The organism is Stenotrophomonas sp. AC248, from assembly GCF_979258185.1.
This window is the reverse complement of the sequence record NZ_OZ409840.1, coordinates 1,406,434-1,431,561: the sequence shown is the minus strand read 5'-3', so window position 1 is coordinate 1,431,561 and position 25,128 is coordinate 1,406,434. Positions and strand designations below refer to the sequence as shown.

Below are 25,128 nucleotides of genomic sequence, written 5' to 3'. Positions count from 1 at the left end.
CAGCCGACCAACGGTCGGCTCTACCCCCTCGCGCGGGTGGGTTACAGGCCGCGCTGGCGGACTGCTTCGAACAGGCTCACGCCGGTGGCGACGGAGACGTTGAGGCTTTCGATGTCGCCCGGCATCGGGATCTTGACCAGGCCATCGCAGTTTTCGCGGGTCAAACGACGCAGGCCGTCGGCTTCGCCGCCCAGCACCAGCGCCACGTTGCCCTTCAGGTCGATGGAGTACAGCGACGCGGTGGCTTCACCGGCCAAGCCGTAGATCCAGACGCCCAGCTTCTGCAGGTCCTTCAGGCAGCGCGACAGGTTGGTCACCGCCACCACCGGGATGCGGTCGGCCGCACCGGCCGAGGTCTTGCGCACGGTCGCGTTGACCGTGGCCGACTTGTCCTTGGGAATGATCACCGCGGTGGCACCGGCGGCCGCCGCGCTGCGCAGGCAGGCGCCCAGGTTGTGCGGGTCCTGCACCTCGTCGAGGATCAGCAGCAGGGCCTTGCCCTCGGCCGCCTCGACCAGGCCTTCCAGTTCGTTCTCACCGTAGGTGCGTGCCGCCTGATAGCGCGCGGCCACGCCCTGGTGGCGTACCGAGCCGCCCACGCCGTCGAGCGCCTGGGTGTTGACCTTGCGCACGTCGATGCCCTTGCGGCGCGCGTTCTCTTCAATCTCCACCAGCCGCGGATTCTTCGCGCTGGCCTCGATCAGCACCTCGCGGACGTTCTCGGCATCGTTCTCGATCGAAGAGGCGACAGCGTTGACGCCGACGATCCACTGGCTTTGCTTGCTCATTGCGGGGGCACGACCGGTACAGGGGGTGGTAATGGTAGAGCATCAAGGCCCCGCCTGCCCCGCCGGGTGTTCACGCCGGGGGCCCGACCCCGGGGGTGCGGCACGCTCAGGGGGTGTCGTGGTCGGGGTGCTGGTGGCTGACCAGGCCCTGCAGCAGGGCCATCTCGGGGTCATCCTGGTCACGGATCACGCGCAGCGACGCCAGGGTGTCCACGAACGGCAGCTTGGCCTCGGTGCCGTACTGCACGGTGGGCGGCAGGCGCGCGGGTTCGTCGAAGGCACCGGCAGCAATGGCCATGCCGTCGGGTGCTTCGTAGGTCAGCGGCGTGCCGCAGTCGGGGCAGAAGCCGCGCTGGACCAGGTTGGAGGAGGCAAAGCGGCGTGGCTCGCCCCGGGTCCAGGTGAAGTCGACGGTGCGCACGGAGACCAAGGGGGCGTAATAGGCACCGAAGGCTTTCTGGCACATCCGGCAATGGCAGATCGAACTGTCGGTGAGTTCGCCGCGGACGTGGAAGCGGATGGCGCCGCACTGGCAGCCGCCGCTGTATTCGGGGAGGTCGGGCATGGGCGCGCTCCGAATCGGGAATGCGGGGCCGATCAACGCGTACCGACCAACGGTCGGTACCCACCGGATGACGGTCGGTACCCACCGGATAACGATCGGTACCCACCGGTTTGGGTGTGGCCGCACCGGCAGGGCGGCCGCGGCGTACCGGCCGGTGGCCGGTACGCCCGTCTTTCAGTACTTCTGCTTCTTGCGCTTGGCCGGCTGGCCGCGCGGTGGCAGTTCGGCCACCTCGTCGCCCTGCTCCTCGACCAGACGGAAGTCGATCTTGCGCTCTTCCATGCTGGCCTTGAGCACCAGGATCCGCACGCGGTCGCCCAGGCGGTAGGCCTTGCCGCGGCGTTCGCCGCTGAGCGTCTTGCGGGTGGCGTCGAACTGGTAATAGTCGTGCGGCAGCTGGGTCACGTGGACCAGGCCGTTGACCTTGGATTCGTCCAGTTCCACGAACAGGCCGAAGCTGGTCACGCCGCTGATCACGCCCTCGAACTGGCCGCCCACGTGCTTTTCCATCCACGCGGCGCGGTAGCGTTCGTCCACTTCGCGCTCGGCCTCGTCGGCCCGGCGCTCGCGTTCGGAGCACTGCAGCGCCAGCGCGGCCATCTCTCGCGGCGAGTAGGTGTACTTCTCGGCCGGTGCGCCGCTGAGCGCATGCTTGATCGCACGGTGCACCAGCAGATCGGGATAGCGGCGGATCGGCGAGGTGAAATGCGCGTACGCATCCAGCGACAGACCGAAGTGACCCTGGTTGTCCGGCGAATACACCGCCAGGCTCTGGCTGCGCAGCAGCACCGATTCCAGCAGGGCCGCGTCGGGGCGCTCGCGCACCTTCTTGAGCAGCTTGGTGTAATCGCCCGGCTGCACCTTCGACCACGGCGGCAGGCTCAGCTTGAATTCCTTCAGGAACTCCAGCAGGTCGTCGTACTTGGCTTCCGGCGGCTTGGCGTGGTCGCGGAACGGCGCCGGCACCTGCTTGTGCAGCAGGTAGCGCGCGGCCTGCACGTTGGCGGCGATCATGCATTCTTCGATCAGCTTGTGCGCATCGTTGCGCACCAGCATGCCGGCCTGGGTCACTTCGCCGGTGTTGTCCAGCACGAAGCGCACTTCAGAGGATTCAAACTCGATCGCGCCGCGCTTGGTACGGGCCTTGGCCAGCACCTTGTACAGCTGGTGCAGGCGCTCGACCTGCGGCAGCACCGCAGCGATCTCCTTGCGCACCGCCGGGTCGTTTTCACCGACCGCCTGCCAGACCTGGTTGTAGGTCAGGCGGGCATGCGAATTCATCACCGCTTCGTAGAAGCGCGAATGGATCACCTCACCGTCGCGGTTCACCTGCATGTCGCAGACGAAGCACATGCGGTCGACCTTGGGCATCAGCGAGCAGATACCGTTGGACAGGGTCTCGGGCAGCATCGGCACCACGAAGCCCGGGAAATACACCGAGGTGGCGCGCTTCTGCGCTTCGTCATCCAGCGGGGTGCCAGGGCGGACGTAGTTGGACACGTCGGCGATGGCCACCACCAGGCGGAAGCCTTCGGCATTCGGTTCGCAGAACACCGCGTCATCGAAGTCCTTGGCGTCCTCACCGTCGATGGTCACCAGCGGCGTGCTGCGCAGGTCCACGCGGTTGCCCAGCATGGCCGGCTCGACCACCAGCGGCACCGAAGCGGCCTCGTTGAGCACCTCCTGCGGGAACTCGAACGGCAGTTCATGGCCGTGGATGGCGGTTTCCACGATCAGCGAGGCGGTCAGCTTGTCGCCGAGCACCGCGATGATGCGGCCGATCGGCGGGCGGCGGGTATCCGGGGCCTGGGTCAGCTCGCAGACCACCAGCTGGCCGTCGCGGGCCTCGCCGGTCTGGTCCGGCGGGATCTGGACATTGCGCTGCACGCGCTTGTCGTCGGGCACCACGTAATTGATGCCGAACTCGACGCTGAAGCGGCCGATCAGGCGGGTCATACCGCGCTCGAGCACGCGGGCGATGCTGCCCTCGCGGCGGCCGCGGCGATCGATACCGGTCACGTTGGCCAGCACGCGGTCGCCGTGCATGACCTTGCGCATTTCATACGGCGGCAGGAACAGGTCGTCCCCGCCCTCCACCGGACGCAGGAAGCCGAAGCCTTCCGGGTTGGCGATGACCACGCCGGTGATCAGGTTGGTGGCCTGCACCGGGGCGAAACCGCCGCGGCGGTTCTGCACCAGCTGGCCATCGCGCACCATCGCGCCCAGGCGCTTGCCCAGCGCGTCGGCGCGGTCAGGTTCGGTCAGGCCCAGGTGGATGCCGATTTCCTCGGCGGTCTGCGGGCCATCACAGCGGTCAAGCAGCTGCAGGATGGCTTCGCGGCTGGCGATCGGCTGCGCATAGCGCTCTGCCTCACGCTCGGCATGGGGATCGATCACATTCATGTCGGTAGCAGTGGGATGCGGGCGGCGACGGGTCGGGATCGGCGCGCCGGCATCCGGCTTGGGGCCGGACCGCTTGCCACCGCGCGACGGCGCTGGGGTGTTCATTGATTCGGGCATCCACGGTGGCAGCTTGCCGGCCTTCTTGGCGGCAGCGCGGGGCTTGCCCGACGGACCGGCAGCCTGCTTGGGCGCCGGGGACTTGGGGGCTTTCGCGCCCTGGGTCGGTTTCTTTGGTTTCATTGGCCTCCATGGTAACCGCTGACAGTGTGCAGAACCGGTCATGGGCGCGGCATATGCAGGTTTGTGAAGAAATTTAACAAAACCGTTGACAAGCCCCTGCGGCATCTTCACAATTCGCCTCCTGAGTCGCCCAGGTGGCGGAATTGGTAGACGCACTAGCTTCAGGTGCTAGCGGGGGCAACTTCGTGGAGGTTCGAGTCCTCTCCTGGGCACCATGACTCAGACAATGATCAAACCCGCGCAAGCGGGTTTTTTCGTTTCCGGGGTCTGCTCGTCACAGACGGGGCGTGTCAGGCATCCGGATCGTAGTAGCGGCGCGCCAGCCCCGCCCGCCCGGGAAAGTGCTTGAACCAGGGCCGGGCCGCATCGATCACTGCGGCCACCGCCGTGTGCGCCATCAGCCGCTCCACATAGGCAGACAGTGCCGCGTGCGCGTCCGGCACCGGCACGTAGGCCACGGCATAGAACAGCGCCGGTGCCGCAGCGCAATCGGCCAGGGTGAACGCCTCGCCCGCCAACCAGCGTCGCCCGTCCACCTGCCGGTCCAACAGCGCATAGCTGTTCAGCAGCGTCGCGCGGGCGGCGGCGGTCGCCGCGCCACCGGCGTCGCTGGCGGGCTGCAGCAAGGCGGCGGTGAGCGCCTGCATCGGCGTCATCACATACAGGTCGCAGACCCGGTCCCAGAACCGCACCTCCAGCGCCTGCGCCGGATCCTGCGGAATGAGCCGCGGCCCGTCGGCGGCATGATGGCGCTGCAGGTGCTCGATGATGATGCTGGTTTCGCCGATGGGCCTGCCCTGCTCGACCAGCAGCGGCATTTTGCCCAGCGGCCACAGCGCCCGGAACGCCGCGCGCTCGACCGGGTCGCCGAGGTTCAACAGCCGCGCGTCCAGCGCCACGTCCAGGACGTGGGCGGCGATGAGCACCTTCTGGCAGCAGGAAGACAGCGGATGGAAGTGCAGGATCGGGGTTTCCATGGGAACGCCTTGCTGCCGGGTGGGATGAGTATTTTCAGCATCCCCCGCCCGGGTCAAGCCGCGCCGCGCCACCGGCCGATGCACTCTGTGCGGATATGCCGTCAGGATGCATTGACAGCCCTGTCATGCTTCCGCATAATTCGCCTCCTGAGTCGCCCAGGTGGCGGAATTGGTAGACGCACTAGCTTCAGGTGCTAGCGGGGGCAACTTCGTGGAGGTTCGAGTCCTCTCCTGGGCACCACGACTCGGTAAATGATCAAACCCGCGCAAGCGGGTTTTTTCGTTTCTGCGGTGCGATGTTCTGCGTGTCGCATGCACGCTGCGTCCGACATGCAGGGCGATGATCCGGCAGTGCGCGACGAGCGAAATTTTCCGCGACATGCTGTTGACACATTGGTGGTTCTCCCGCAGAATTCTCCTCCTGAGTCGCCCAGGTGGCGGAATTGGTAGACGCACTAGCTTCAGGTGCTAGCGGGGGCAACTTCGTGGAGGTTCGAGTCCTCTCCTGGGCACCATGACTCAGACAATGATCAAACCCGCGCAAGCGGGTTTTTTCATGTCTGGGGTTTGGGGGGGTTCTTTTTTTTAGAAGCTAGATCAAGAGCTGAAGCCGGAGCCAGAGCCAGAGCCAGAGCCAGAGCCAGAGCCGGAGCGTTGGTTGTGCGCGTGCGACGGGGTGGTCGGGGGTGTGTGGGTTCGCGGGACACGCCGTGAATCCATCCCTGGAGGCTCGTGAGCGCCATCCATGGCGCCCAACGGTCCCGCGAACCCACACACCCCCGCCCCAGACAGTGGGCCGGTGCCCATGGAACAACAACGCAACGCCGCGGTAGAGCCGACCGTTGGTCGGCTGCTCTGCCTCTCGGCTGCTGAGCTGTTGCGCTGTTGCGCTGTTGCGCTGTTGCGCTGTTGCGCTGTTGGGCTGTTGGGCTGTTGGGCTGTTGGGCTGTTGGGCTGTTGGGCTGCTGGGCTGCTGGGCTGCTGGGCTGTTGGGCTGTTGGGCTCTTGGGCTCTTGGGCTCTTGGGCTCTTGGCCGTTCGCTCTTCGTCGCGCACCGACTCACTTTCAAGGACGGGTACGGGTGGGTTGGCGGGACCGTAGAGCGCCATGGATGGCGCGAACGAGCCTACAAGGGTGAAGGCGCATTGCTTGCGAGGCACTGCCTCGCATGCGACTGAACGCACAGCCGCCAGCGGCTGGGCCGGGCCGCGGAGCGGGACTTGCGGCGTGTCCCGACAATCCACCCGTACCCGACCAAGCCAAGAGACATACAGACGATGCGCTGTTGCTCTGCTGTTGCTCTGCTGTTGCTCTGCTCTGCTCTGCTCTGCTCTGCACGTGCTCTTCCCAGCCAACATGAAAAAAAACCCCGCCTTTCGACGGGGTTTTTTCGTTTCAGATCAGACGCGGATCAATGCCCGCCGGCCGATGCTGCGCCCGCCCCTGCACCGAACGGCGGCTTGGCCAGCCACAGGAAGGCGATGATCGCCAGGAAGATCCAGCCCAGCAGGAAGAAGATGTCGTTGAAGCCCATCTGCGATGCCTGGTGGTTGATCATGTTGTTCAGCGCTGCCGCCCCGTGTTGCAGGTTGCCCTGCCCCATCGCCGCTACCTGATCCTGCATGCCCGGCTGATATGCCGAAATGTGCTCGGTCAGATCCGCGTGGTGCACCTGCGTCCGGCGTGCCCACAGCCACGTCGTCAACGATGCCGCGAAACTGCCGCCCAGCGTACGCAGGAACGTTGCCAGCCCCGACCCCGCCGCGATCTCGCGGCCGTCCAGGTCCGACAGCAGAATCTGCAGCACCGGCATGAAGAACAGTGCCACGCCAATGCCCATGATCAACTGCACGCCTGCCACGTGGGCATAGTCCACCTGCAGGTTGAAGTCCGAACGCATGAAACTGGTGAAGGACAGGAACACGAACGCGAACGACGCGATCATGCGCATGTCGAACCGCGAGGCGTACTTGCCCACGAACGGCGTCATGATCACCGGCAGAATGCCGATCGGCGCCGTCGCCAGGCCCGCCCAGATCGCCGTGTAGCCCATGTCGCGCTGCAACCACTGTGGAATCAGCAGCGACACACTGAAGAACGCCGCATACGCCACCACCATCGCCAGCGTTCCGGCGCGGAAATTGCGGTGCCGGAACAGCTTCAGGTCGACGATCGGGTCCTTGTCGGTCAGCTCCCAGATCAGGAACACCGCCAGCGCCACCACCGCCACGCAGGCCAGCACCACGATCTTGGTCGAGGCGAACCAGTCCTCATCGTTGCCCAGGTCGAGCACCAGCTGCAGCGCGCCCACGCCGATCACCAGGGTGATCAGGCCGACGTAATCCATCTTCGGCTTTTCGGTCTGCTCCGGGCGGCCCTTCAACTGGCTGCCTACCACCATCGCCGCAAAGATGCCCAACGGCACGTTGATCAGGAAGATCCATTCCCAACTGTAGTTGTCGGTGATCCAGCCGCCCAGGATCGGGCCGCAGATCGGCGCCACCACCGTGATCATCGCCAGCAGCGCCAGCGCCTGCCCGCGTTTCTCGCGCGGGTAGATCGAGACCAGCAACGACTGCGTGATCGGGTACATCGGACCGGCCACGAAGCCCTGCAGCGCGCGCGACAGCACCAGCATGCCCATGCTCTGGGCCAGGCCGCACAGCAGTGAGGTGATCACGAACGCCAGCGTCGCCCAGACGAACAGCTTGCGTTCGCCGAAGCGGCGGCTGAGCCAACCGGTCAGGGGCAGCGCGATCGCGGTGCTCACCGCGAACGAGGTGATCACCCAGGTGGCCTGCTGCGAACTGGCGCCGAGGTTACCGGCGATGGTGGGCAGCGACACATTGGCAATAGTGGTGTCGAGCACCTGCATGAACGAGGCCATCGCCAGGCCCACGGTGCACAGGGCCACGCTCGGTGGCAGGAAGCCGGCGGCCGCACTGGGCGCCGCCGGTGCGCCCGGATTGCCGGGCGCGGCTGGAGCTTGGGCGGACATGGTGACCTCAGCTCGCCTTGGCCTGCTGCGGCAGGTTGCGCTGGATGATGGCGTGGATCGCATCATCGGCGCTGTGCAGCTGCTTGGCGTAGACGTCGGTGTCGAAGACCTGGCCCTTGGCGGCCTGGGTCGGCAGCACCGTGCCCTTCTGGTCGCGCAGGCTCACTTCGGCCTTGATCGACAGACCGATGCGCAACGGGTGTTCGGCCAGCTGCTTGGCGTCGATGGCGATGCGCACCGGCACGCGCTGCACGATCTTGATCCAGTTGCCGCTGGCGTTCTGCGCCGGCAGCAGCGAGAACGCCGAACCGGTGCCCAGGCCCAGGCTGTCGATGCGGCCCTTGTAGGTCACATCACCACCGTACAGGTCCGAGCGCAGCTCCACTTCCTGGCCCAGGCGCATGTGGCGCAGCTGGGTTTCCTTGAAGTTGGCTTCCACCCACATCTGTTCGGTCGGCACGACGGCCATCAGGGCGTTGCCCGGCTGCACGCGCTGGCCAACCTGCACCGAACGACGGGCAACATAGCCGGCCACCGGGGCGACGATACCGGCGCGGGCATTGTTGAGGTACGCCTGGCGCAGCTGCGCGGCGGCGGCCTGCACGTCCGGCTGGGTGGCGATCACGGTGTCATCGACCAGCGCGTTGTTGCGCTCGAAGGTCTCGCGCGACCCGGCCACGGCCGCTTCGGCGGCAGCCAGCTCGTCACGCGCGTGGGCCAGTTCTTCGTTGGAGATCGCACCGCTGGCGGCCAGGCCCTTGCGGCGGTTGAAGTCGTCGCGGACGCGCTTCAGGGTCACCTGGCGGGCATTCAAGTCCGCCTGGGCGCCTTCCACGCTGCGGTACAGGCCGCGGGTCTGGCGCACGGTCTTGGCCAGGTTGGCTTCGGCCTGCTGCAGCGCCACTTCGGTGTCGGCCGGGTCCAGCTGCACCAGCAGCTGGCCACGCTCCACGCGCATGCCGTCATCGGCGTTGATCGCCACCACGGTACCGCTCACCAACGGGGTGATCTGGACCTGGTTGCCCTGCACGTAGGCGTCGTCGGTGTCTTCGAACCAGCGGCCGAACATGAAGTACCACAGCGCCAGCGCCGCCAGCAGCAGCACCACGATGACCAACAGGCCGCGCAGCAGCTTGCCGCGACGGGACGGAGCTGCCGGGGCGGCAGCGGGAGCGGATGTCTGGCTCATGGGATGTGTCTCAGGAATGCGTGGAATCAGGGGCGGTGGCGAGCGTGGCGGTGTCGCCGGACGGGGTGAACCCACCGCCCAGCGACTGGCTCAGCCGCACCGAAACAAGGATCTGCCGGGACTGCAGTTCGGCCAGCCGCTGCTGGGACACCAGCAGCTGCTCTTCGACCACCAGAACCTCCAGGTAGCTGCCGATGCCGGCGCGGTAGCGCTGCTCGGCCAGGTCATGCGCTGCGCGGGCGGTATCCACCGCCTGCTGCTGCGCGGCGGCCTGGCTGGCCAGCGAGCGCACCGCGTTGACCTGGTCGGCCACATCGCGCAAAGCGTTCACCACCGACTGGTTGTAGTCGGCCACGGCCAGGTCGTACTGGGCGTCGGTCTTGTCCAGGTTGGCGCGCAGGCGGCCGCCATCGAAGATCGGCAAGCTCAGCGCCGGGCCGAGGAAGGCGAAGGTGGAGCCGCTCTTGAGCAGCTGGTCCACTTCACTGGACACCACCCCGCCCAGCGCGGTCAGGTTGAGGCTGGGATAGAACTGGGCCTTCGCGGCATGGATCTCGCGGTGGGCCGCTTCCACGCGCCAGCGCGCGGCCACGATGTCCGGGCGGCGGCCCAGCAGCGCGCTCGGCAACACGCCGGGCAGCTGCAGGGCCAGCGGATTGAGCACCTGCGGGCGCTCGATCTGCAGGCCGCGGTCCGGGCCCTGCCCGACCAGCGCGGCCAGCGCGGTGCGGGCCTCGTCGATCTGCTGCTGGGCGGCCTGTTGCTGCTGCTGCGCGGCCGGAATGCGCGCTTCGGCCTGGCGGGTCTGCAGGTCGCTGTCGATCCCGGCACGGCGGCGCTGGGCGGTCAGGTCCAGGGTCTTCTGCGAGCGCGCCAGCTCTTCGCTGGCCACGTCGTGCAATTTGTAGGCGTAGCCCAGCTGCGCATACGCCTCGGCAATGGCCGCCGACAGGTTCAGGCGTGCGGCCTGCGCGTCCACTTCGGCGGCATGGCCACTGTCCACGGCCGCTTCCCAGGCGGCGCGCTTGCCGCCCCACAGGTCGATGCCGTAGCTGAAGCTGAGGTAGGCCTGGCCGCTGCCGGCATAGCTGCCACCGAGCTCGTCGCCGACCATCGATTCGGGCAGGCGCACGCCGGTGTAGCCACCGGAGGCGGACACGCTGGGCAGGCGCTCGGCGTGGGCGGTACCGATCCGGGCGCGGGCCTGGCGCAGGCGCGCATCGGCCGCGTCCAGGCCGGGGTTGCGCTGCAGGCCTTCGGCGATCAGGGCGTCCAGCTGCGGGTCGCCCAGTGCGCGCCACCAGTCGGCGGCCGGCCAGCCGGGTTGGCTCAGGCCAGCGGCAGACAGGGTGCGCTGGGTCTGCAGGCTGTCGGCATCCAGCAGCGTGGCCTGCGGCTGCAGGCCGCGGCTGCTGGCACAGGCGGCCAGCGCCAGCGCAAGCACCGATACCAGCACCGGGCGCAGCGGACGCAGCGAAGAAGTGCGATCAAGGGAGGAGGTCATGGCGTAATCAACGAGTCACGTACACGGGTCATGAGGGAAAGCAGCTGGGCGCGCTCGTCGGTGGACAGGTCGCGCATGGCGTCATCGATGGTCTGGTCGCCGCGCTGCTTCAGCCGGGCCCACAACTGGCGGCCTTCATCAGTCAGTACGATCTGCAACGCCCGCCGGTCCTGGGCATGCGGCTCGCGCCGCACGCAGCCCATGGCTTCCAGCTTGTCCAGCAGGCGGGTCACCGCGCTGGGCACCTGGTCCAGGGCCTGGGCCAACTCGTTGGCGGTACACGGGGCCTTGGCCGCGAGCACCTTCAATCCGAGGTAGTGGGTGAAACCAATGCCAAGGTTTTCCTCGGCCATCGACGTGTCGAGCTGACGGACAAGGCCGTCGCGCACCTGGCGCAACAGCAGCCCGAAGCTGGGAGGAGTGGTTTCAGGGCAGATCATCATGGGGCGGCACTTTACTTCCAGAAAATATATTTCTCAATGGAAATATTCAATCTGGAACCAAATGCTGTGTTGCAACAACCGGAACAATGCGGGCATGGCTACCTTAATGGCCGCTTCAGCTGGCCGGGTATTACAATTTGGACAATGGATAACACATTCAGGCCAGACTCGGCTTCAGCCGCCACCCAGATGATCCGCAACGAGGTGCTCGACTGGTTCGAGCGCGACGATGGGCTGGGCGTACTGGGCTTCCAGGTCGACAGCGCGCGCGGGCTGGAACGCGAGATCGATTGGCACCAGCACCACCGCGCCCAGCTGATCTGCGTGGAGGCCGGCCTGCTCAACACCCGCACCCGCCACGGCAACTGGTCGCTGCCGCCCGGCTGCGCCGGCTGGATGCCGCCCGGCGAGCCGCACACGGTGGACATCTCCGGGCCGCTGCGCGGCTGGGGACTGATCATCAGCCCGGCGCTGGCCCACGACCTGCCGAGCGAACCCTGCGTGGTAGCCATCTCCGACCTGCTGCAGGCCCTGGCCATGCGGGTGACCCGCTGGACCCCCGCCGCGGCGGCCGACCTGCGCCAGCAGCACATGATCGAGGTGCTGCTGGACGAGATCCGCAACGCGCCACGCCAGCGCATGCACCTGCCGATGCCACAGGACCGGCGCCTGCTGCGGATCGCCTCGCAGCTGATCGCCGACCCGGCCGACGGCCGCAGCCTGGAACAGTGGGCGCAGTGGGCCGGGTTGTCACCGCGCACCCTCACCCGCCACTTCCGCGACGAAACCACGCTCAGCTTCGCCCAGTGGCGCCAGCAGGCCCGCCTGGCCGACGGCCTGCGCCGCTTGTCCGACGGCCACAGCGTGTCCGATATCGCCCACGAACTGGGCTTCAGCAGCCCCAGCGCGTTCGTTACCGTGTTCCGCCGGCACTTCGGCTGCCCGCCCGGGCGCTACCTGGCGCGCAGCGGCCAGCCCCTGAATCCAACACGCGGCTTGGCATCCCCGGCCGCATCCGGATAATCGACCGCCTGCGAGGGCGACAGCCGTCGCCGTCCCTTGCCACAGGTAACAATCCCGCATGACCGATCTTGCCCGCCCCGCCTTCCACGGCTTTGAACAGCTGCCCCTGCGCGAGTACGCCGAACGGGCGTACCTGGACTATTCGATGTACGTGGTGCTCGATCGCGCACTGCCGTTCATCGGCGACGGCCTGAAGCCGGTGCAGCGTCGCATCATCTATTCGATGAGCGAGCTGGGCCTGAATGCCGCCTCCAAGCCGAAGAAGTCCGCGCGTACCGTGGGTGATGTGATCGGTAAGTACCACCCGCATGGCGACAGCGCGTGCTACGAAGCCCTGGTGCTGATGGCCCAGCCGTTCTCCTACCGCTACCCGCTGATCGAAGGCCAGGGCAACTTCGGTTCCACCGACGATCCCAAGTCGTTCGCGGCGATGCGTTACACCGAATCCAAGCTGACCCCGATCGCCGAGGTGCTGCTGGGCGAAATCAACCAGGGCACCACCGACTGGACCCCGAACTTCGACGGCACCCTGGAAGAGCCGACCTGGATGCCGGCGCGCCTGCCGCACCTGCTTCTCAACGGCACCACCGGCATCGCCGTGGGCATGGCCACTGACGTGCCGCCGCACAACCTCAACGAGATCGTCAGCGCGCTGCTGCACCTGCTGGACGATCCGGACGCGACCGTTGCCGACCTGTGCGAGCACGTAAAGGGCCCTGACTACCCCAGCTTCGCCGAGATCATCACCGCCCCGGCCGACCTGCGGAACATGTACGAAACCGGCTACGGCAGCGTGCGTGCGCGCGCGACGTACTTCAAGGAATCGACCAACATCGTCATCAACGCGCTGCCCTTCCAGGTATCGCCGTCGAAGGTGATCGAGCAGATCGCCGCGCAGATGCGCGCCAAGAAGCTGCCGTGGCTGGAAGACATCCGCGATGAGTCCGACCATGCCAACCCGGTGCGGGTGGTGCTGGTGCCGCGCTCCAACCGCGTCGATGCCGACCAGCTGATGGGCCACCTGTTCGCCACCACCGACCTGGAGCGCAGCTACCGGGTCAACCTCAACGTGATCGGCCTGGACGGGCGTCCGCAGGTGAAGAACCTGAAGATGCTGCTCAGCGAATGGCTGCAGTTCCGCGCCACCACCGTCACCCGCCGCCTCACCCACCGCCTGCAGAAGGTCGAGCGCCGCCTGCACCTGTTGGACGGCTTGCTGGTGGCCTTCCTCAACCTGGATGAAGTGATCCGCATCATCCGCACCGAGGACGAGGCCAAGCCGGCGCTGATCGCGCGCTTCAGCCTGAGCGAGGAACAGGCCGAGTACATCCTGGACACCCGCCTGAAGCAGCTGGCCCGCCTGGAAGAGATGAAGATCCGCGGCGAGCAGGACGAGCTGGCCAAGGAGCGCGACAAGATCCTGGCCATCCTGGACAGCAAGGCCAAGCTGAAGAAGCTGATCCGCGACGAACTGACCGCCGATGCCAAGAAGTTCGGCGACGACCGTCGCTCGCCGCTGGTGCAGCGCGGTGCGGCCCAGGCCATCGACGAAACCGAGCTGGTGCCGAGCGAGCCGATGACCGTGGTGCTGTCGGAGAAGGGTTGGATCCGCGCGGCCAAGGGCCACGACATGGACCCGTCCACGCTGTCTTACCGCGACGGCGATGCCCTGCTCGGCTCGGTGCGGGCGCGCAGTACCCAGCAGGTGGCGTTCCTGGACAGCGAGGGCCGTGCGTACTCCACGCTGATCCACACCCTGCCCTCGGCCCGTGGCAACGGCGAACCGCTGACCGGCCGCTTCTCGCCGGCCGCCGGCAGCCAGTTCCTGACCCTGGCCAGCGGGGAAAACAACACCCGCTTCGTGCTGGCCTCCACCCACGGCTACGGCTTCGTGACCCGCTTCGAGAACCTGACCGGGCGCAACAAGGCCGGCAAGGCAATGCTCAACCTGACCTCCGGCTCCAAGGTGCTGACCCCGGCCGTGGTGGCCAACCCGGAAACCGATCGCATCGTGGCGGTGACCAGCTCGGGCAACCTGCTGGCGATCGCCGCCGGCGACCTGCCGGAACTGGACAAGGGCAAGGGCAACAAGATCATCGACATCCCCAAGGCCAAGCTCGCCACCGAGCGCGTGGTCGCCGTGGTGTCGGTGGGCCCGGGCAACACCCTGCTGGTACGCAGCGGCACGCGCACCATGAACCTGTCCTTCAAGGACCTGGAAACCTACCTGGGCACGCGCGCCACGCGTGGCCACCTGCTGCCGCGTGGCTGGCAGAAGGTGGAAGGGCTGGCGGTGGAATAACCGCAAGCAATTCGCGCAGATGAAAAAACGGCCGGGGAAACCCGGCCGTTTGCGTTCCCACACGGCCCCACCGCGCGTAGAGCCGACCGTTGGTCGGCTGCACGATCCCCGTAGAGCCGGGCTCTGCCCGGCTGCACTTGCCGCGCGTTGCACGATCCCCGTAGAGCCGGGCTCTGCCCGGCTGCATCCGCCGCACGTTGCGCGGTTGCCGGGCAGAGCCCGGCACTACGCATTGCTGGCGAACGTGTCCGGAAAAGGAAAAAGCCGGGAAATCCCCGGCTTTTTCGTTCGTCGCTGGCTGGCGGATGCTGGCGGGCGGACGATGGCTTCTGCAGCGTGCTGGCGAAGGCTGGCTGGCGTGCAGAAGCGGAACAAAGGCACCGGTAGTGCCGGCCGCTGGCCGGCTCGACGCGATGCCCGAAGGCAGGTCAGTGCGCAGGCGTACCCTTCGCATCCATCTTGCTGGTCTGGTACAGCGCCAGCCCGATCCGCTTGATCAGGCCCAGCTGCTGTTCCAACCACCAGGCATGGTCTTCTTCGGTGTCCTTCAACTGCACCAGCAGCATGTCGCGGCTCACGAAGTCCTGGTGCTGCTCGCACAGCTTCATGCCGGCGGCCAGGTTGTTGCGCACGCTGTATTCGGTGTCCAGGTCCTTCTGCAGCATCTCCTCCACGGTCACGCCCGGCTCGAAGCCATGCGGACGCATGTCCGGGGTGCCACCGAGGAACAGAATCCGGCGCAGCAGCGCATCAGCGTGCTGGGTCTCTTCTTCCATCTCGTGGTTGAGGCGCTCGTACAGCGCCATCAGGCCCTGGTCTTCGTAGCGGCGCGAATGGATGAAGTACTGGTCACGCGCAGCCAGTTCGCCGCGCAGCAGTTCCTTCAGGCACGCGATGACGTCCGGATTGCCTTTCATGTAGGGGTGCTCCTGATGAATCAATGCGCGCATGGTGCCCCATCCAGAATTCCAATGATCTAATCGGAATCAGTTGCAGTTGCGCTTGCAGCGGCCTCCACGTGGCGTTCACAGCCCCTACAATCCAACGCATACCACCATCGGGGGATGCTGCATGCGTCGTTGGCTTACGCGGTTGCTGTGGGTGTCGCTGGTGTTCGGCGTCGTGCTCATCGCCACCCTGTGGTGGCTGCTGCGCGGCAGCCTGGCGCACCTGGACGGCGCGCTGCCGGTGGATGGGCTACAGGCACCGGCCACCGTCAGCCGCGATGCGCGCGGGGTGGTCACCATCGACGCGGCCAGCCAGGCCGATGCGATGCGGGCGCTGGGGCTGGTGCATGCGCAGGAACGCTACTTCGAGATGGACCTGATGCGGCGCAGCGCCGCCGGGGAACTGGCCGAGCTGTTTGGCCCGGCCGCCGTGCCGGTCGACCAGCGCATGCGCGTGCATCGCCTGCGCGCCCGCACCCACGCCCACCTGGCCGCGGCCGTCGGTACCGACCCCCTGCCCCTGCAGGCCTACGTGGCCGGGGTCAACCAGGCCCTGACCGACCTGCGGGTGCGGCCCTGGCCCTACCTGCTGCTGCGCCAGCGGCCCACCCCCTGGCTGGCCGAGGACAGCGTGCTGACCGGGCTGGCGATGTACGCCGACCTGCAGGACCCCACCAACCAGACCGAACTGGCCATGGCGCGCATCCGCGCGGTGGTGCCGCCCGCGCTGTACGCCCTGCTCAGCCACGACGGCAGCGAGTGGGATGCACCGCTGTTCGGCGCGCCACGCGGCAATGCGGTGCTGCCGGGACCGGACGCGGTGAATCTGCGCGCGCCCGCTACCGCGCGCTCGGCCAGCGCCGCCGGGCACGCCGACCCGGACGTGCATGGCAGCAACAACTTCGCCGTGGCCGGTGCACTTACCGCCGATGGCCGCGCGATCCTGGCCGATGACATGCACCTGGGGCTGCGTGCGCCGGCCCTGTGGTTCCGGGTGCGGCTGCGCTACCCCGACGCCCAGGCGCCGGGCGGCACAGTCGATGTGAGCGGCTTCTCGCTGCCCGGGCTGCCCGCAATCGTGGTGGGCAGCAATGGCCACGTGGCATGGGGCTTCACCAACAGCTACATCGACAACGCCGATTACGTCCACGTGTCGGCACATGCGCCCGGCACCCTCGACGGCATCACCACCCACACCGAGCGCATCCGTGTGGCTGGCCAGCCGGACACGATACTGCGCGTGCGCGAGACGGCCTGGGGCCCGATTCTGCACGAGCGTCCCGACGGCAGTGGCGAGGCACTGCGCTGGACCGCACAGCTGCCCGGCGCGGTGCGCCTGGACTTCGCCGACATGGCGCGAGCGGCCACCCTGGACGACGCGCTGCAGATCGCCGACCGCGCCGGCATCCCGACCCAGAACCTGCTGCTGGCCGACCGCCAGGGCCGCATCGCCTGGCGACTGATCGGTGCCCGCCCGGACCGCAGCGCGGACTGCCCGCCGGCCGGCGCGGCCACGCCGGTGGCCGCGCACTGCGCGCCCTGGCCGATCCGCAGCGACGCCTCGCCGGCGCTGATCGACCCGGCCAACCACCGTTTGTGGACCGCCAACGGCCGCGTGCTCGATGGCAGCGCGCTGGCGGTGGCGGGCAACGGCGGCTATGACCTGGGCGCGCGTGGGCAGCAGATCCGCGATGGCCTGTTGGCGAAGGAACGCTTCGACGAACGCGACCTGCTGGCCATCCAGCTCGACGACCGCGCCGTGTTCCTGCAGCGCTGGTGGACGCTGCTGAGGCAAGTGGTCGAACACAGCGACGACCCGGCGCTGCAGCGACTGGAGCGGGCCAGCCGGCAGTGGGACGGGCGCGCCGCCGCCGATTCGGTGAGCTACCGGATGACGCGCGGCTTCCGCGGCATGGTGTTGGACAGCGTATCGGCGGGCCTGCTGGCACCGGCGAAGCAGCGCCTGGGCGATGCCTACCTGGAGCCGCGCCTGGCGCAGATCGAAGGCGTGCTGTGGCCGCTGGTCAACGAACGCCCCGCGCACCTGCTGCCGCCGCCATATGCCAGTTGGGACGCGCTGCTGGCCGACGCCGCCCGGCGCCTGGAGGCCGACCTGGCCGCGCAGGGGCCGACACTGGCCGAGCGCAGCTGGGGCGAGCGCAACACCGCGGCGATCTGCCACCCGGTCAGCCGCGCCCTGCCCGCCTTCGCCCGGTCATGGCTGTGCATGCCGGCCGACCGCCTGCCAGGCGACCGCGACATGCCCCGCGTGCAAGGCCCGGCGTTTGGCGCGTCCCAGCGCATGGTGGTGTCGCCCGGGCATGAAGCCGACGGCATCATCCACATGCCCGGCGGCCAGAGCGGGCACCCCCTGTCACCGTTCTGGGGGGCCGGGCACGAGGACTGGGTCAACGGCACGCCGACACCATTCCTGCCCGGTGCGACGGTGCATACGCTCCGGTTGGTGCCGACGCGGGAATGACGGGGTGACGGACGGTGACGGAGCAGCCGACCAACGGTCGGCTCTACCGCGATGTGGGGTCCAACCCCCACCCGGACGTACCGAAGGTGGGTCGGTACGCCAGACCGGTACGTAACGACCGTGGGTCGGTACACCGCACCCGAGCCTGCCGACGGTCGGCCGATACGCCCCACCGGCAGGTACCGACCGTTGGTCGGTACACCGCCGAAATTCAACGTCGGCAACGTTCGATCAGGCTCAACAACGGCCCGGTCATCGCCGTGGTCACCAGCGCCATGATCACCAGCACGGCGAACAGGCGGTCGCCCAGGAAGCCCAGTTCGTAGCCCAGGTTCAGCACGATCAGCTCCATCAGGCCGCGGGTGTTCATCAACGCGCCCAGCTTCCACGCCTCGTGGTTGCCCATGCCGGCGCTGCGCGCCGCGCTCCACGTACCGAACAGCTTGCCCAGCGTGGCCACGGCGATCACCACCACGCACAACAGCAGGTCGCTGGCCTGCAGGGCGTCGGCGCGCATGCGCAGGCCGGTCATGGCAAAGAACAACGGCAGCAGCAGCGTGACCGCGAACGGTTCGACCCGGGTGGCCACGGTATGCCGCAGGGTGGCGTTGCCCGACACCGCCACGCCAGCGGCGAACGCGCCAAACAGCGCATGGATGCCCAGCATTTCGGTGATCAGTGCGCAGCCCAAGGCCATCAGCAGCATCACCAGCAGCCAGCGGCCTTCCTGCCCGGCTGCAATCACCTGCCGCGAGAACCACGGCCGCACCAGGCCCAGCATCACCCCGACAAACACCACCACGCAGACCAGGTTGAGCGCTGCCGGCACCCAGCCCTGCGCCTGTGCGGCCGCCACGATCAGCGCCAGCAGGCACCACGCGGTGGCATCGCCGAGCGCGGCGCAGGCGATGGCGGTCTGGCCCAGCGGTGTGGTGGTCATGCCACGGTCGGCCAGGATGCGCAGCAGCACCGGGAACGCGGTGATGCTCAATGAAATGCCCACGAACAAGGCGAACCCGGTAAACCCGATCCCGCGAGGCGCGTGCGCACCGTACAGCCAGATCGCCAAGGCCACGCCCAGAACGAACGGCACTGCGATGCTGGCATGGCTGACCACGAACGCAAATCGGCGGCGACCGCGCAATCCGCCCAGGTCCAGTTCGGCACCGGCCACCAGCAGGAACATCAGCACGCCCAACTGGCTCAGCAGCCCCAGCGAGCCCAATGACGCGGCCGGGAACAGCGCGCCGTGCACCTGGGGCAACAGCGCCCCCAGCACCAGCGGGCCCATCATCAGCCCGGCGGCCATCTCACCGATCACGCCCGGTTGGCCGAAGCGCCGGAACAGCCAGCCGGCGCCCTTGGCCACCAGCAGCAGCACCAGCAGCTGCATCAGGAACAGGCCCAGCGGGGCATGCAGGTGCGCGGCCCAGTCGGCGCCCAGCGACGATTGCGCCCGTTCCACCTGCACCGCCACGGTGGGGCCGGCATACCGCGCCAGGCCCAGGCCCACCAGCAACGGCAGCGCCACCCAGCCCAGGTAACGCCACGCCAGCCCGCTACGGCGCATGCCGCCGGTGGTATCTGCTTCCATTCCCGATCCCCATCGATTGAGGGAGCGATTCTAAGGGCTGGCGGTATTCCCGCCAGCCCTGCCACGTGCGATCAGGCCAGGGCCTGCTCGTGCACGCCGGCCACCGCGCGCCCGGACGGATCGGCCATGCTGGCGAAGCTGGCATCCCAGGCGATCGCCGCCGGCGAGGAGCACGCGATCGACTTGCCGCCCGGCACCGTTTCAGCCGCCGCCTGGGTCGGGAAGTACTGCTCGAACACGTGGCGGTAGTAGTACGCCTCCTTGGTCTGCGGCGGGTTGTGCACGAAGCGCTTGTCGGCCGCGGCCATCACCCGGTCGCTGATCTGCGCCTCGGCATGCGCCTTGAGCCCGTCGATCCAGCCATAGCCGACCCCATCGCTGAACTGCTCCTTCTGCCGCCACAGGATCGACTCGGGCAGGTACCCTTCGAACGCTTCGCGCAGCACCGCTTTTTCGATCCGGCGGGCGCCCTGCGGCCCCTGCCCGACCATCTTGTGCTTTGCGTCGATGCGCATCGCCACATCGAGGAACTCACGGTCCAGGAACGGCACGCGCGGCTCCACGCCCCAGGCCATCATCGACTTGTTGGCGCGCAGGCAATCGTAGTTGTTGAGTGCATCCAGCTTGCGCACCAGCTCTTCGTGGAACTCGCGTGCGTTGGGCGCCTTGTGGAAGTACAGGTAGCCGCCGAAGATCTCGTCGCTGCCCTCGCCGGACAGCACCATCTTCACCCCCATCGCCTTGATCCGCCGCGCCAGCAGGAACATCGGCGTGGAGGCGCGAATGGTGGTGACGTCGTAGGTTTCCACGTGGCGGATCACCTCCGGCAGCGCGTCGAGGCCTTCTTCGAAGGTGTACTCGAAGCCGTGGTGCACGGTGCCCAGCGCCTCGGCGGCGATGGCTGCGGCGGCCAGGTCCGGCGAGCCCTTCAGGCCGATGGCGAACGAATGCAGGCGCGGCCACCACGCTTCGCTCTGGTCGCCATCCTCGATGCGGTGCCGTGCGTACCGCGCGGCGACCGCTGCCACCAGCGAGGAATCCAGCCCGCCGGACAACAGCACGCCGTACGGCACGTCGGTCATCAACTGGCGGTGCACCGCACGCTCGAAGGCTTCGCGCAGTTCCACCCGGTCGGCCTCCACCCCTTCCACCGCGTCGTAGTCACGCCACGGCCGCACGTAGTAGCGGGTGAGCGTATCGGTGGCGCTGTCGTACCAGTGGCCCGGCGGGAACTGCGCGGCATCGGCGCAGATGTCCACCAGCGACTTCAGTTCCGAGGCGACCACCAGGCGACCGTCCTTGTCGTGGCCCCAATACAGCGGCACCACGCCGATCGGATCACGCGCGATCAGCACCCGCTGCTGGTCCCGGTCCCACAGCGCGAAGGCGAAGATGCCGTTGAGGCGGTTGAGGAAGGAGGCCGGGCTGTCTTCGCGGTACAACGCGTTGATGACTTCGCAGTCCGAGCCGGTCTGGAACGCGTAGGGCTGGGCCAGTTCGGCCTTCAGTTCGGTGTGGTTGTAGATCTCGCCGTTGACGGCCAGGGCCAGGCCGCCGTCCTGCGACAGCAGCGGCTGCGAGCCACCGGCGGGATCGACGATCGCCAGGCGTTCGTGGACCAGGATGGCGCCGGCATCGACGTACACCCCGCTCCAGTCCGGGCCGCGATGGCGCTGGCGCTGGGACAGGTCCAGCGCATGGCGGCGCAGAGCGGGAAGGTCGTCGCCCGCCTGCAGGCCGAAAATACCGAAGATCGAACACATGGGAACAGCTCCTGATGATGGGGGAATACACGTGATGCATGCGTTCGAGCGGCCATAAAAAAACCCGCATCGGACGATGCGGGTTTTCTGGAGTCCGGGCGTGTTGCTTGTACTAGCCCTGGTCGCAGTCCCGCATCGGCCGCGCACGATTATTCGCGCGCAGATTGCTGCGGTTGGTATTGGTGACGGCGGTGGCCAGGAACGAGGACATGGATCGACCGTAACCGGGTTTTGGCGGCCGTGCAACTGTTGCGATGGCAACCATGCGGCCGTCGGCACCGCAGGGGTACAGCCGACCGGGGCGATAATCACGCCCCCTCTGCACGACCCGGCTGGAATGACCCTTCGCATCGGACGCATCGCCCCCCGCATGGGCGGCATCGCCCTCACCCTCGCCCTGGCCGCGTGCGCCAGCACACCGTCACGCACCCCCGCTGCACTGGTCCAGGCGGTGGAGGCCAAGGCCGCCGACGGCCGCTTCGACAGCGCCTGGGAGGCGGCCCGCACCTATGAACGGTTCAACGACCCCCGTGCCGTGGGCTGGTACGAGCGCGCCGCCGCAGCCACACCGTGGACGTTCCACAACCCCCAGGCCGAAGAGGCGCTGGGCCGGATCTGGACCGACGGCCAGCTGCTGCACGGTGACGGCCCGCACGTGGTCCAGGGCGCCGCGCTGCGCCCCTCGCCGCGCCGGGCCGAGCGCTGGTACCGCGCCGCCGCCGAACACGGCAATCCGATGGCCATGCTGATGCTGGCGCGCTTCCATCGCGAGCGTGGCGAAGCCGCCAGCGCTTTGCGCTGGGACCTGCGCGCGACGATCTACAACCACATGCCCTCCGAATCGTCGCGGCTGCCGCAGGCCATCGCGCCGCAGGACGACGCACTGCACCCGCTCGTGCTGGACATCCAGAAACGCGCCCGGCGCGGCGACGCCGACGCCCAGGTCGACCTGGGCACGCTGTATGAAACCGGGATGGGCGGCCTGCCCCGCGATGGCAACCAGGCACTGCGCTGGTACCGGCAGGCAGGCGACCAGGGCAATGTCTACGGGCAGTACTTCAGCGGGCTGCTGCTCGGCCGCGGCCGCGCCGGCGTGACCCGCGACCTGGACGCCGCCGCCGGATGGTTCACCAGGGCCGAGGCGCAGCAGTTCTACCTGGCCGGCGAATCGTACTGGCGCGAGCGAATCAAACCGCCCTTCTGGACCTTCGATTGACGCCAACCGGTAATCGGCTGCACGCCCACCCCGGTAGAGCCGACCGTTGGTCGGCTACCCACCCACCCAACCCGGGTAGAGCCGACCGTTGGTCGGCTGCACGTCCACCCAACCCGGTAGAGCCGACCGTTGGTCGGCTGCACGTGCCGGCGTCAACGGCAGCCGACCAACGGTCGGCTCTACCCGCGGATGGGACGTCGGATTGGACGTCGGATTTCGCATCGGATTGAACGTCGCATTACGCGCCGGGAAGCTTTGTACACACTCCGCACCCACCTTCAAGACTCCCGCCCACGCCACACATCACCCAGAATGGCCGCATGACCACCGCCATTTTCCGCGACGACACCATCACCCGCGCGCGCATGCAGACGATCATCGCCGCGCATCCGCGTGCCGCCGTCTTCGAGGGCTGCAACTTCGACCAGGGCGACTTTTCGCGTCTGGACATGGACGGCTTCCAGTTCAACCAGTGCTCGGTGGCCGGTGCGAACTGGCTGGCCGCGTCGCTGGAGGAAAGCCAGTGGCTGAAGTGCCGGGGCGGGCAGTGCGACTTCAGTTCGGCGCTGCTCAGCGATGCGCGCTTCTCGCATTGTGATCTGAACAACAGTCACTGGCGCCGCGCGACCCTGTCCTCGGTGCAGTTCCACGACTGCAAGCTCACCGGCGCGCACCTGCAGGAAGTGACTGGCTGGGCACTGGAATTCCGCGATTGCCTGCTGGTCAGTGCCGACCTGCGCGGCCTTTCGTTCCGCAAGGCAGACCTGCAGGGGATGGATTTTTCCGATGCGGAGCTGTCCGGCTGTGATTTCCGCGATGCGGTGTTCACCGGCGGCAGCCTGCGCAACGCACAGACCCGGCTGACCCGGTTCGAGGGCGCCGACCTGCGCGGCACCGACATCAGCGGGCTCAACGTGATGGACGCCAAGCTGTTCAAGAAGGCGGTGATTTCGCAGCAGCAGGCGGCCGCCGCGCTGGCTGCGTTCGGGTTGATCGTGGCGTAACGGCGAACCGACCAACGGTCGGTTCTTACCTGATACGGTCGGTTCCTACCTGACGCTGTAGGCGCCGACCGTTGGTCGGCGCAGCATGTAAACCCGGTAGTGCCGGCCGCTGGCCGGCTCTCGTGATTGCCAGACGAAAAGGAGAGCCGGCCAGCGGCCGGCACTAATCGAGCGGCGGTTGATTCAACCCGATGGCGTCAGGCGAGCAAACGCTCTATCAACCGCTGGTACAACGCCGGCAGCGCCTCCAGATCCGCGACCCGCACGTTCTCGTCCACCTGGTGGATGCTGGCATTGACCGGCCCCACTTCGATGCACTGCGCGCCCAGCGGTGCGATGAAGCGCGCGTCGGAGGTGCCGCCGCCGGTGCTCTCTTCCGGCGGTGCGCCGGCGAATTCGCCCAGCACCTCACGCGCCACGCGGCGCAGGGTGCCTTCCGGGGTGTAGAACGGCTCGCCGCTGCGATGCCACTTCAGCGTGTAGTCCAGGCCATGCGCATCCAGCAGCGCGCCGATGGCCTGCTCCAGCGTCGGCGCGTTCCAGTGCGGGTTGTAGCGTAGGTTGAACAGCACCTGCAGCTCGCCCGGAATCACATTGTTGGCCCCGGTACCGGCATGGATGTTGGACACCTGCAGGCTGGTCGGCGGGAAACTTTCGAAGCCATCGTCCCAGTGCCGTGCGGTGAGTTCGGCCAGTGCCGCAGCGGCCAGATGGATCGGATTGCGCGCCTTGTCCGGATACGCCACATGGCCCTGCACACCCTTCACCGTCAGCGTCGCCGACAGGCTGCCGCGGCGGCCCACACGCAGCAGGTCGCCCAGCACTGCGGTGGACGACGGCTCACCGGTGATGCACCAGTCGATGGCCTGGCCGCGTTCGCGGAAGATGTCGGCCACGCGACGCACACCGTCGATGGCATCGCCTTCCTCGTCGCTGGTCAGCAGCACGGCCAGCGTGCCGGGATGCTCGGGATGGGCAGCCACGAACTGCTCGGCAGCGACCACGAACGCGGCCACGCTGCCTTTCATGTCCGCCGCACCGCGCCCGTACAGCACGCCATCACGGATCTGCGGATCGAACGGATCGCTGGTCCAGGCCTCGACCGGGCCGGTCGGCACCACGTCGGTATGCCCGAGCAGCACCAGCACCGGCGCGCCCTGGCCGTGGGTGGCCCACAGGTTGTCGACCTCGCCCAGGCGCAGGTGTTCGCAGTGGAAGCCGGCAGCCGCCAGCCGCGCGGCCAGCAACGGCTGGCACCCGGCGTCGTCGGGGGTGACCGACCGCCGTGCGATCAGGTCGCAGGTCAGCGCAAGCACATCGCTCACGCGCCCACCCCGAACCGCTGCTTGAAGCCGTTGTCGGTGAAGCCCTGGGTCATCACGCCATCGGCGGTGACCACCACCGGGCGCTTGATCAGCTGCGGGTGCTCGCGCAACAGCAGCTTCCACTCGGCATCGGACGCGGCCGCCTTGCGGTTGTCCGGCAACTGCCGCCAGGTGGTCGACGATTTGTTGACCAGGGCAGCGAAGCCGCCCGCCTGCCCGGCCCAGTCGACCAGCGTTTCCGGTGTCGGCTTCGCTTCGCGGTAGTCGACAAACGCATACGGCACCGCGAAACGATCCAGCCACTTGGTGGCCTTCTTGCAGGTGTCGCAGTTCTTCAACCCATACACGGTGGTGGTCATGGCAGG

General features: G+C 67.7%; 18 protein-coding genes and 3 tRNA genes. 8 read left to right on the top strand and 13 right to left on the bottom strand.

The window, feature by feature from the left end; translation table 11 throughout:
* Window positions 1–41: 41 nt before the first annotated feature.
* The 3 genes from rlmB to rnr all read right to left on the bottom strand — a co-directional run bounded on the left by rlmB (window position 42) and on the right by rnr (window position 4,038).
* Window positions 42–788: a 23S rRNA (guanosine(2251)-2'-O)-methyltransferase RlmB gene (rlmB, locus tag ACZ0AE_RS06520; RefSeq protein WP_038689409.1), complete on the bottom strand. Its 747-nt coding sequence runs from the start codon at window positions 786–788 to the stop codon at window positions 42–44.
* A gap of 106 nt (window positions 789–894) precedes the next feature.
* Window positions 895–1,353 (bottom strand): GFA family protein, encoded by a 459-nt coding sequence (locus ACZ0AE_RS06515; protein ID WP_463600660.1) that lies wholly within the window; start codon window positions 1,351–1,353, stop codon window positions 895–897.
* A gap of 174 nt (window positions 1,354–1,527) precedes the next feature.
* Window positions 1,528–4,038 carry a ribonuclease R gene (rnr, locus tag ACZ0AE_RS06510; RefSeq protein WP_425598278.1) on the bottom strand — a complete coding sequence of 837 codons (2,511 nt, stop codon included), beginning with the start codon at window positions 4,036–4,038 and terminating at the stop codon, window positions 1,528–1,530.
* An 86-nt stretch (window positions 4,039–4,124) separates the two neighbouring features.
* Between rnr and ACZ0AE_RS06505 the strand changes: the two genes are divergently transcribed.
* Window positions 4,125–4,211: transfer RNA gene (locus ACZ0AE_RS06505), tRNA-Leu, on the top strand.
* 75 nt (window positions 4,212–4,286) lie between these two features.
* On the opposite strand, the gene ACZ0AE_RS06500 is transcribed toward ACZ0AE_RS06505, so the two are convergent.
* On the bottom strand, window positions 4,287–4,973 hold the full coding sequence (locus ACZ0AE_RS06500; RefSeq protein WP_463600659.1) for a glutathione S-transferase family protein: 687 nt from the start codon (window positions 4,971–4,973) through the stop codon (window positions 4,287–4,289).
* 154 nt (window positions 4,974–5,127) lie between these two features.
* Between ACZ0AE_RS06500 and ACZ0AE_RS06495 the strand changes: the two genes are divergently transcribed.
* Window positions 5,128–5,214, top strand: a tRNA-Leu gene (locus tag ACZ0AE_RS06495).
* Window positions 5,215–5,401: 187 nt separating this feature from the next.
* A tRNA-Leu gene (locus tag ACZ0AE_RS06490) sits at window positions 5,402–5,488 on the top strand.
* An 896-nt stretch (window positions 5,489–6,384) separates the two neighbouring features.
* Here ACZ0AE_RS06490 and emrB read toward each other — a convergent pair.
* Genes emrB through ACZ0AE_RS06470 form a run of 4 tightly spaced genes read right to left on the bottom strand, consistent with a single transcriptional unit; the run spans window position 6,385 to window position 11,104 of the window.
* Entirely contained in the window at window positions 6,385–7,971 is a 1,587-nt protein-coding gene (gene emrB, locus ACZ0AE_RS06485; protein ID WP_038689417.1) for a multidrug efflux MFS transporter permease subunit EmrB, read from the bottom strand.
* 7 nt (window positions 7,972–7,978) lie between these two features.
* Window positions 7,979–9,160, bottom strand: a complete 1,182-nt coding sequence (emrA, locus tag ACZ0AE_RS06480) for a multidrug efflux MFS transporter periplasmic adaptor subunit EmrA (RefSeq protein ID WP_447592730.1) — start codon at window positions 9,158–9,160, stop codon at window positions 7,979–7,981.
* A gap of 10 nt (window positions 9,161–9,170) precedes the next feature.
* On the bottom strand, window positions 9,171–10,664 hold the full coding sequence (locus tag ACZ0AE_RS06475) for an efflux transporter outer membrane subunit (protein WP_038689421.1): 1,494 nt from the start codon (window positions 10,662–10,664) through the stop codon (window positions 9,171–9,173).
* Complete coding sequence (locus tag ACZ0AE_RS06470; protein ID WP_038692375.1) at window positions 10,661–11,104, bottom strand: MarR family winged helix-turn-helix transcriptional regulator; 444 nt, start codon at window positions 11,102–11,104, stop codon at window positions 10,661–10,663. The genes ACZ0AE_RS06475 and ACZ0AE_RS06470 overlap by 4 nt, the downstream gene beginning before the upstream one ends.
* 147 nt (window positions 11,105–11,251) lie before the next feature.
* Here ACZ0AE_RS06470 and ACZ0AE_RS06465 point away from each other — a divergent pair, with 147 nt between their 5' ends.
* Entirely contained in the window at window positions 11,252–12,130 is an 879-nt protein-coding gene (locus tag ACZ0AE_RS06465) for an AraC family transcriptional regulator (RefSeq protein WP_463600658.1), read from the top strand.
* Window positions 12,131–12,188: 58 nt separating this feature from the next.
* Entirely contained in the window at window positions 12,189–14,432 is a 2,244-nt protein-coding gene (parC, locus tag ACZ0AE_RS06460) for a DNA topoisomerase IV subunit A (protein ID WP_038689425.1), read from the top strand.
* Window positions 14,433–14,860: 428 nt separating this feature from the next.
* Here parC and bfr read toward each other — a convergent pair whose 3' ends face one another.
* Entirely contained in the window at window positions 14,861–15,349 is a 489-nt protein-coding gene (gene bfr / locus ACZ0AE_RS06455; protein ID WP_038689427.1) for a bacterioferritin, read from the bottom strand.
* A 154-nt stretch (window positions 15,350–15,503) separates the two neighbouring features.
* Here bfr and ACZ0AE_RS06450 point away from each other — a divergent pair, with 154 nt between their 5' ends.
* Window positions 15,504–17,861 (top strand): penicillin acylase family protein, encoded by a 2,358-nt coding sequence (locus ACZ0AE_RS06450; RefSeq protein ID WP_463600657.1) that lies wholly within the window; start codon window positions 15,504–15,506, stop codon window positions 17,859–17,861.
* A gap of 211 nt (window positions 17,862–18,072) precedes the next feature.
* Here the strand turns inward: ACZ0AE_RS06450 and ACZ0AE_RS06445 are convergent, their stop codons facing one another.
* The gene (locus tag ACZ0AE_RS06445) at window positions 18,073–19,455 is read right to left on the bottom strand and encodes a cation:proton antiporter (RefSeq protein WP_463600656.1); all 1,383 of its coding nucleotides are present in this window, start codon (window positions 19,453–19,455) and stop codon (window positions 18,073–18,075) included.
* A gap of 71 nt (window positions 19,456–19,526) precedes the next feature.
* Complete coding sequence (gene asnB / locus ACZ0AE_RS06440; RefSeq protein WP_314404613.1) at window positions 19,527–21,218, bottom strand: asparagine synthase B; 1,692 nt, start codon at window positions 21,216–21,218, stop codon at window positions 19,527–19,529.
* Window positions 21,219–21,555: 337 nt separating this feature from the next.
* Between asnB and ACZ0AE_RS06435 the strand changes: the two genes are divergently transcribed.
* Together ACZ0AE_RS06435 and ACZ0AE_RS06430 are read left to right on the top strand one after the other, a co-directional pair.
* Window positions 21,556–22,434: a tetratricopeptide repeat protein gene (locus ACZ0AE_RS06435; RefSeq protein WP_463600655.1), complete on the top strand. Its 879-nt coding sequence runs from the start codon at window positions 21,556–21,558 to the stop codon at window positions 22,432–22,434.
* 320 nt (window positions 22,435–22,754) lie between these two features.
* Entirely contained in the window at window positions 22,755–23,438 is a 684-nt protein-coding gene (locus ACZ0AE_RS06430) for a pentapeptide repeat-containing protein (RefSeq protein WP_447592714.1), read from the top strand.
* Window positions 23,439–23,635: 197 nt separating this feature from the next.
* Here the strand turns inward: ACZ0AE_RS06430 and dapE are convergent, their stop codons facing one another.
* Together dapE and ACZ0AE_RS06420 are read right to left on the bottom strand one after the other, a co-directional pair.
* The gene (dapE, locus tag ACZ0AE_RS06425; protein WP_447592712.1) at window positions 23,636–24,763 is read right to left on the bottom strand and encodes a succinyl-diaminopimelate desuccinylase; all 1,128 of its coding nucleotides are present in this window, start codon (window positions 24,761–24,763) and stop codon (window positions 23,636–23,638) included.
* A complete protein-coding gene (locus ACZ0AE_RS06420; protein ID WP_038689439.1) occupies window positions 24,760–25,122 on the bottom strand; it encodes a Spx/MgsR family RNA polymerase-binding regulatory protein in 363 nt (120 codons plus the stop codon). Before ACZ0AE_RS06420 ends, dapE begins: the two co-directional genes overlap by 4 nt.
* Window positions 25,123–25,128 lie beyond the last annotated feature (6 nt).

Coding starts and splice junctions, on each gene's coding strand:
- ACZ0AE_RS06420 (WP_038689439.1), bottom strand. CDS start 25,122: ATGACCACCACCGTGTATGGGTTGAAGAACTGCGACACCTGCAAGAAG.
- parC (WP_038689425.1), top strand. CDS start 12,189: ATGACCGATCTTGCCCGCCCCGCCTTCCACGGCTTTGAACAGCTGCCC.
- ACZ0AE_RS06470 (WP_038692375.1), bottom strand. CDS start 11,104: ATGATCTGCCCTGAAACCACTCCTCCCAGCTTCGGGCTGCTGTTGCGC.
- rlmB (WP_038689409.1), bottom strand. CDS start 788: ATGAGCAAGCAAAGCCAGTGGATCGTCGGCGTCAACGCTGTCGCCTCT.
- bfr (WP_038689427.1), bottom strand. CDS start 15,349: ATGAAAGGCAATCCGGACGTCATCGCGTGCCTGAAGGAACTGCTGCGC.
- rnr (WP_425598278.1), bottom strand. CDS start 4,038: ATGACCGGTTCTGCACACTGTCAGCGGTTACCATGGAGGCCAATGAAA.
- ACZ0AE_RS06445 (WP_463600656.1), bottom strand. CDS start 19,455: ATGGAAGCAGATACCACCGGCGGCATGCGCCGTAGCGGGCTGGCGTGG.
- emrA (WP_447592730.1), bottom strand. CDS start 9,160: ATGAGCCAGACATCCGCTCCCGCTGCCGCCCCGGCAGCTCCGTCCCGT.
- ACZ0AE_RS06435 (WP_463600655.1), top strand. CDS start 21,556: ATGACCCTTCGCATCGGACGCATCGCCCCCCGCATGGGCGGCATCGCC.
- ACZ0AE_RS06515 (WP_463600660.1), bottom strand. CDS start 1,353: ATGCCCGACCTCCCCGAATACAGCGGCGGCTGCCAGTGCGGCGCCATC.
- ACZ0AE_RS06450 (WP_463600657.1), top strand. CDS start 15,504: ATGCGTCGTTGGCTTACGCGGTTGCTGTGGGTGTCGCTGGTGTTCGGC.
- ACZ0AE_RS06465 (WP_463600658.1), top strand. CDS start 11,252: ATGGATAACACATTCAGGCCAGACTCGGCTTCAGCCGCCACCCAGATG.
- emrB (WP_038689417.1), bottom strand. CDS start 7,971: ATGTCCGCCCAAGCTCCAGCCGCGCCCGGCAATCCGGGCGCACCGGCG.
- ACZ0AE_RS06500 (WP_463600659.1), bottom strand. CDS start 4,973: ATGGAAACCCCGATCCTGCACTTCCATCCGCTGTCTTCCTGCTGCCAG.
- ACZ0AE_RS06475 (WP_038689421.1), bottom strand. CDS start 10,664: ATGACCTCCTCCCTTGATCGCACTTCTTCGCTGCGTCCGCTGCGCCCG.
- asnB (WP_314404613.1), bottom strand. CDS start 21,218: ATGTGTTCGATCTTCGGTATTTTCGGCCTGCAGGCGGGCGACGACCTT.
- ACZ0AE_RS06430 (WP_447592714.1), top strand. CDS start 22,755: ATGACCACCGCCATTTTCCGCGACGACACCATCACCCGCGCGCGCATG.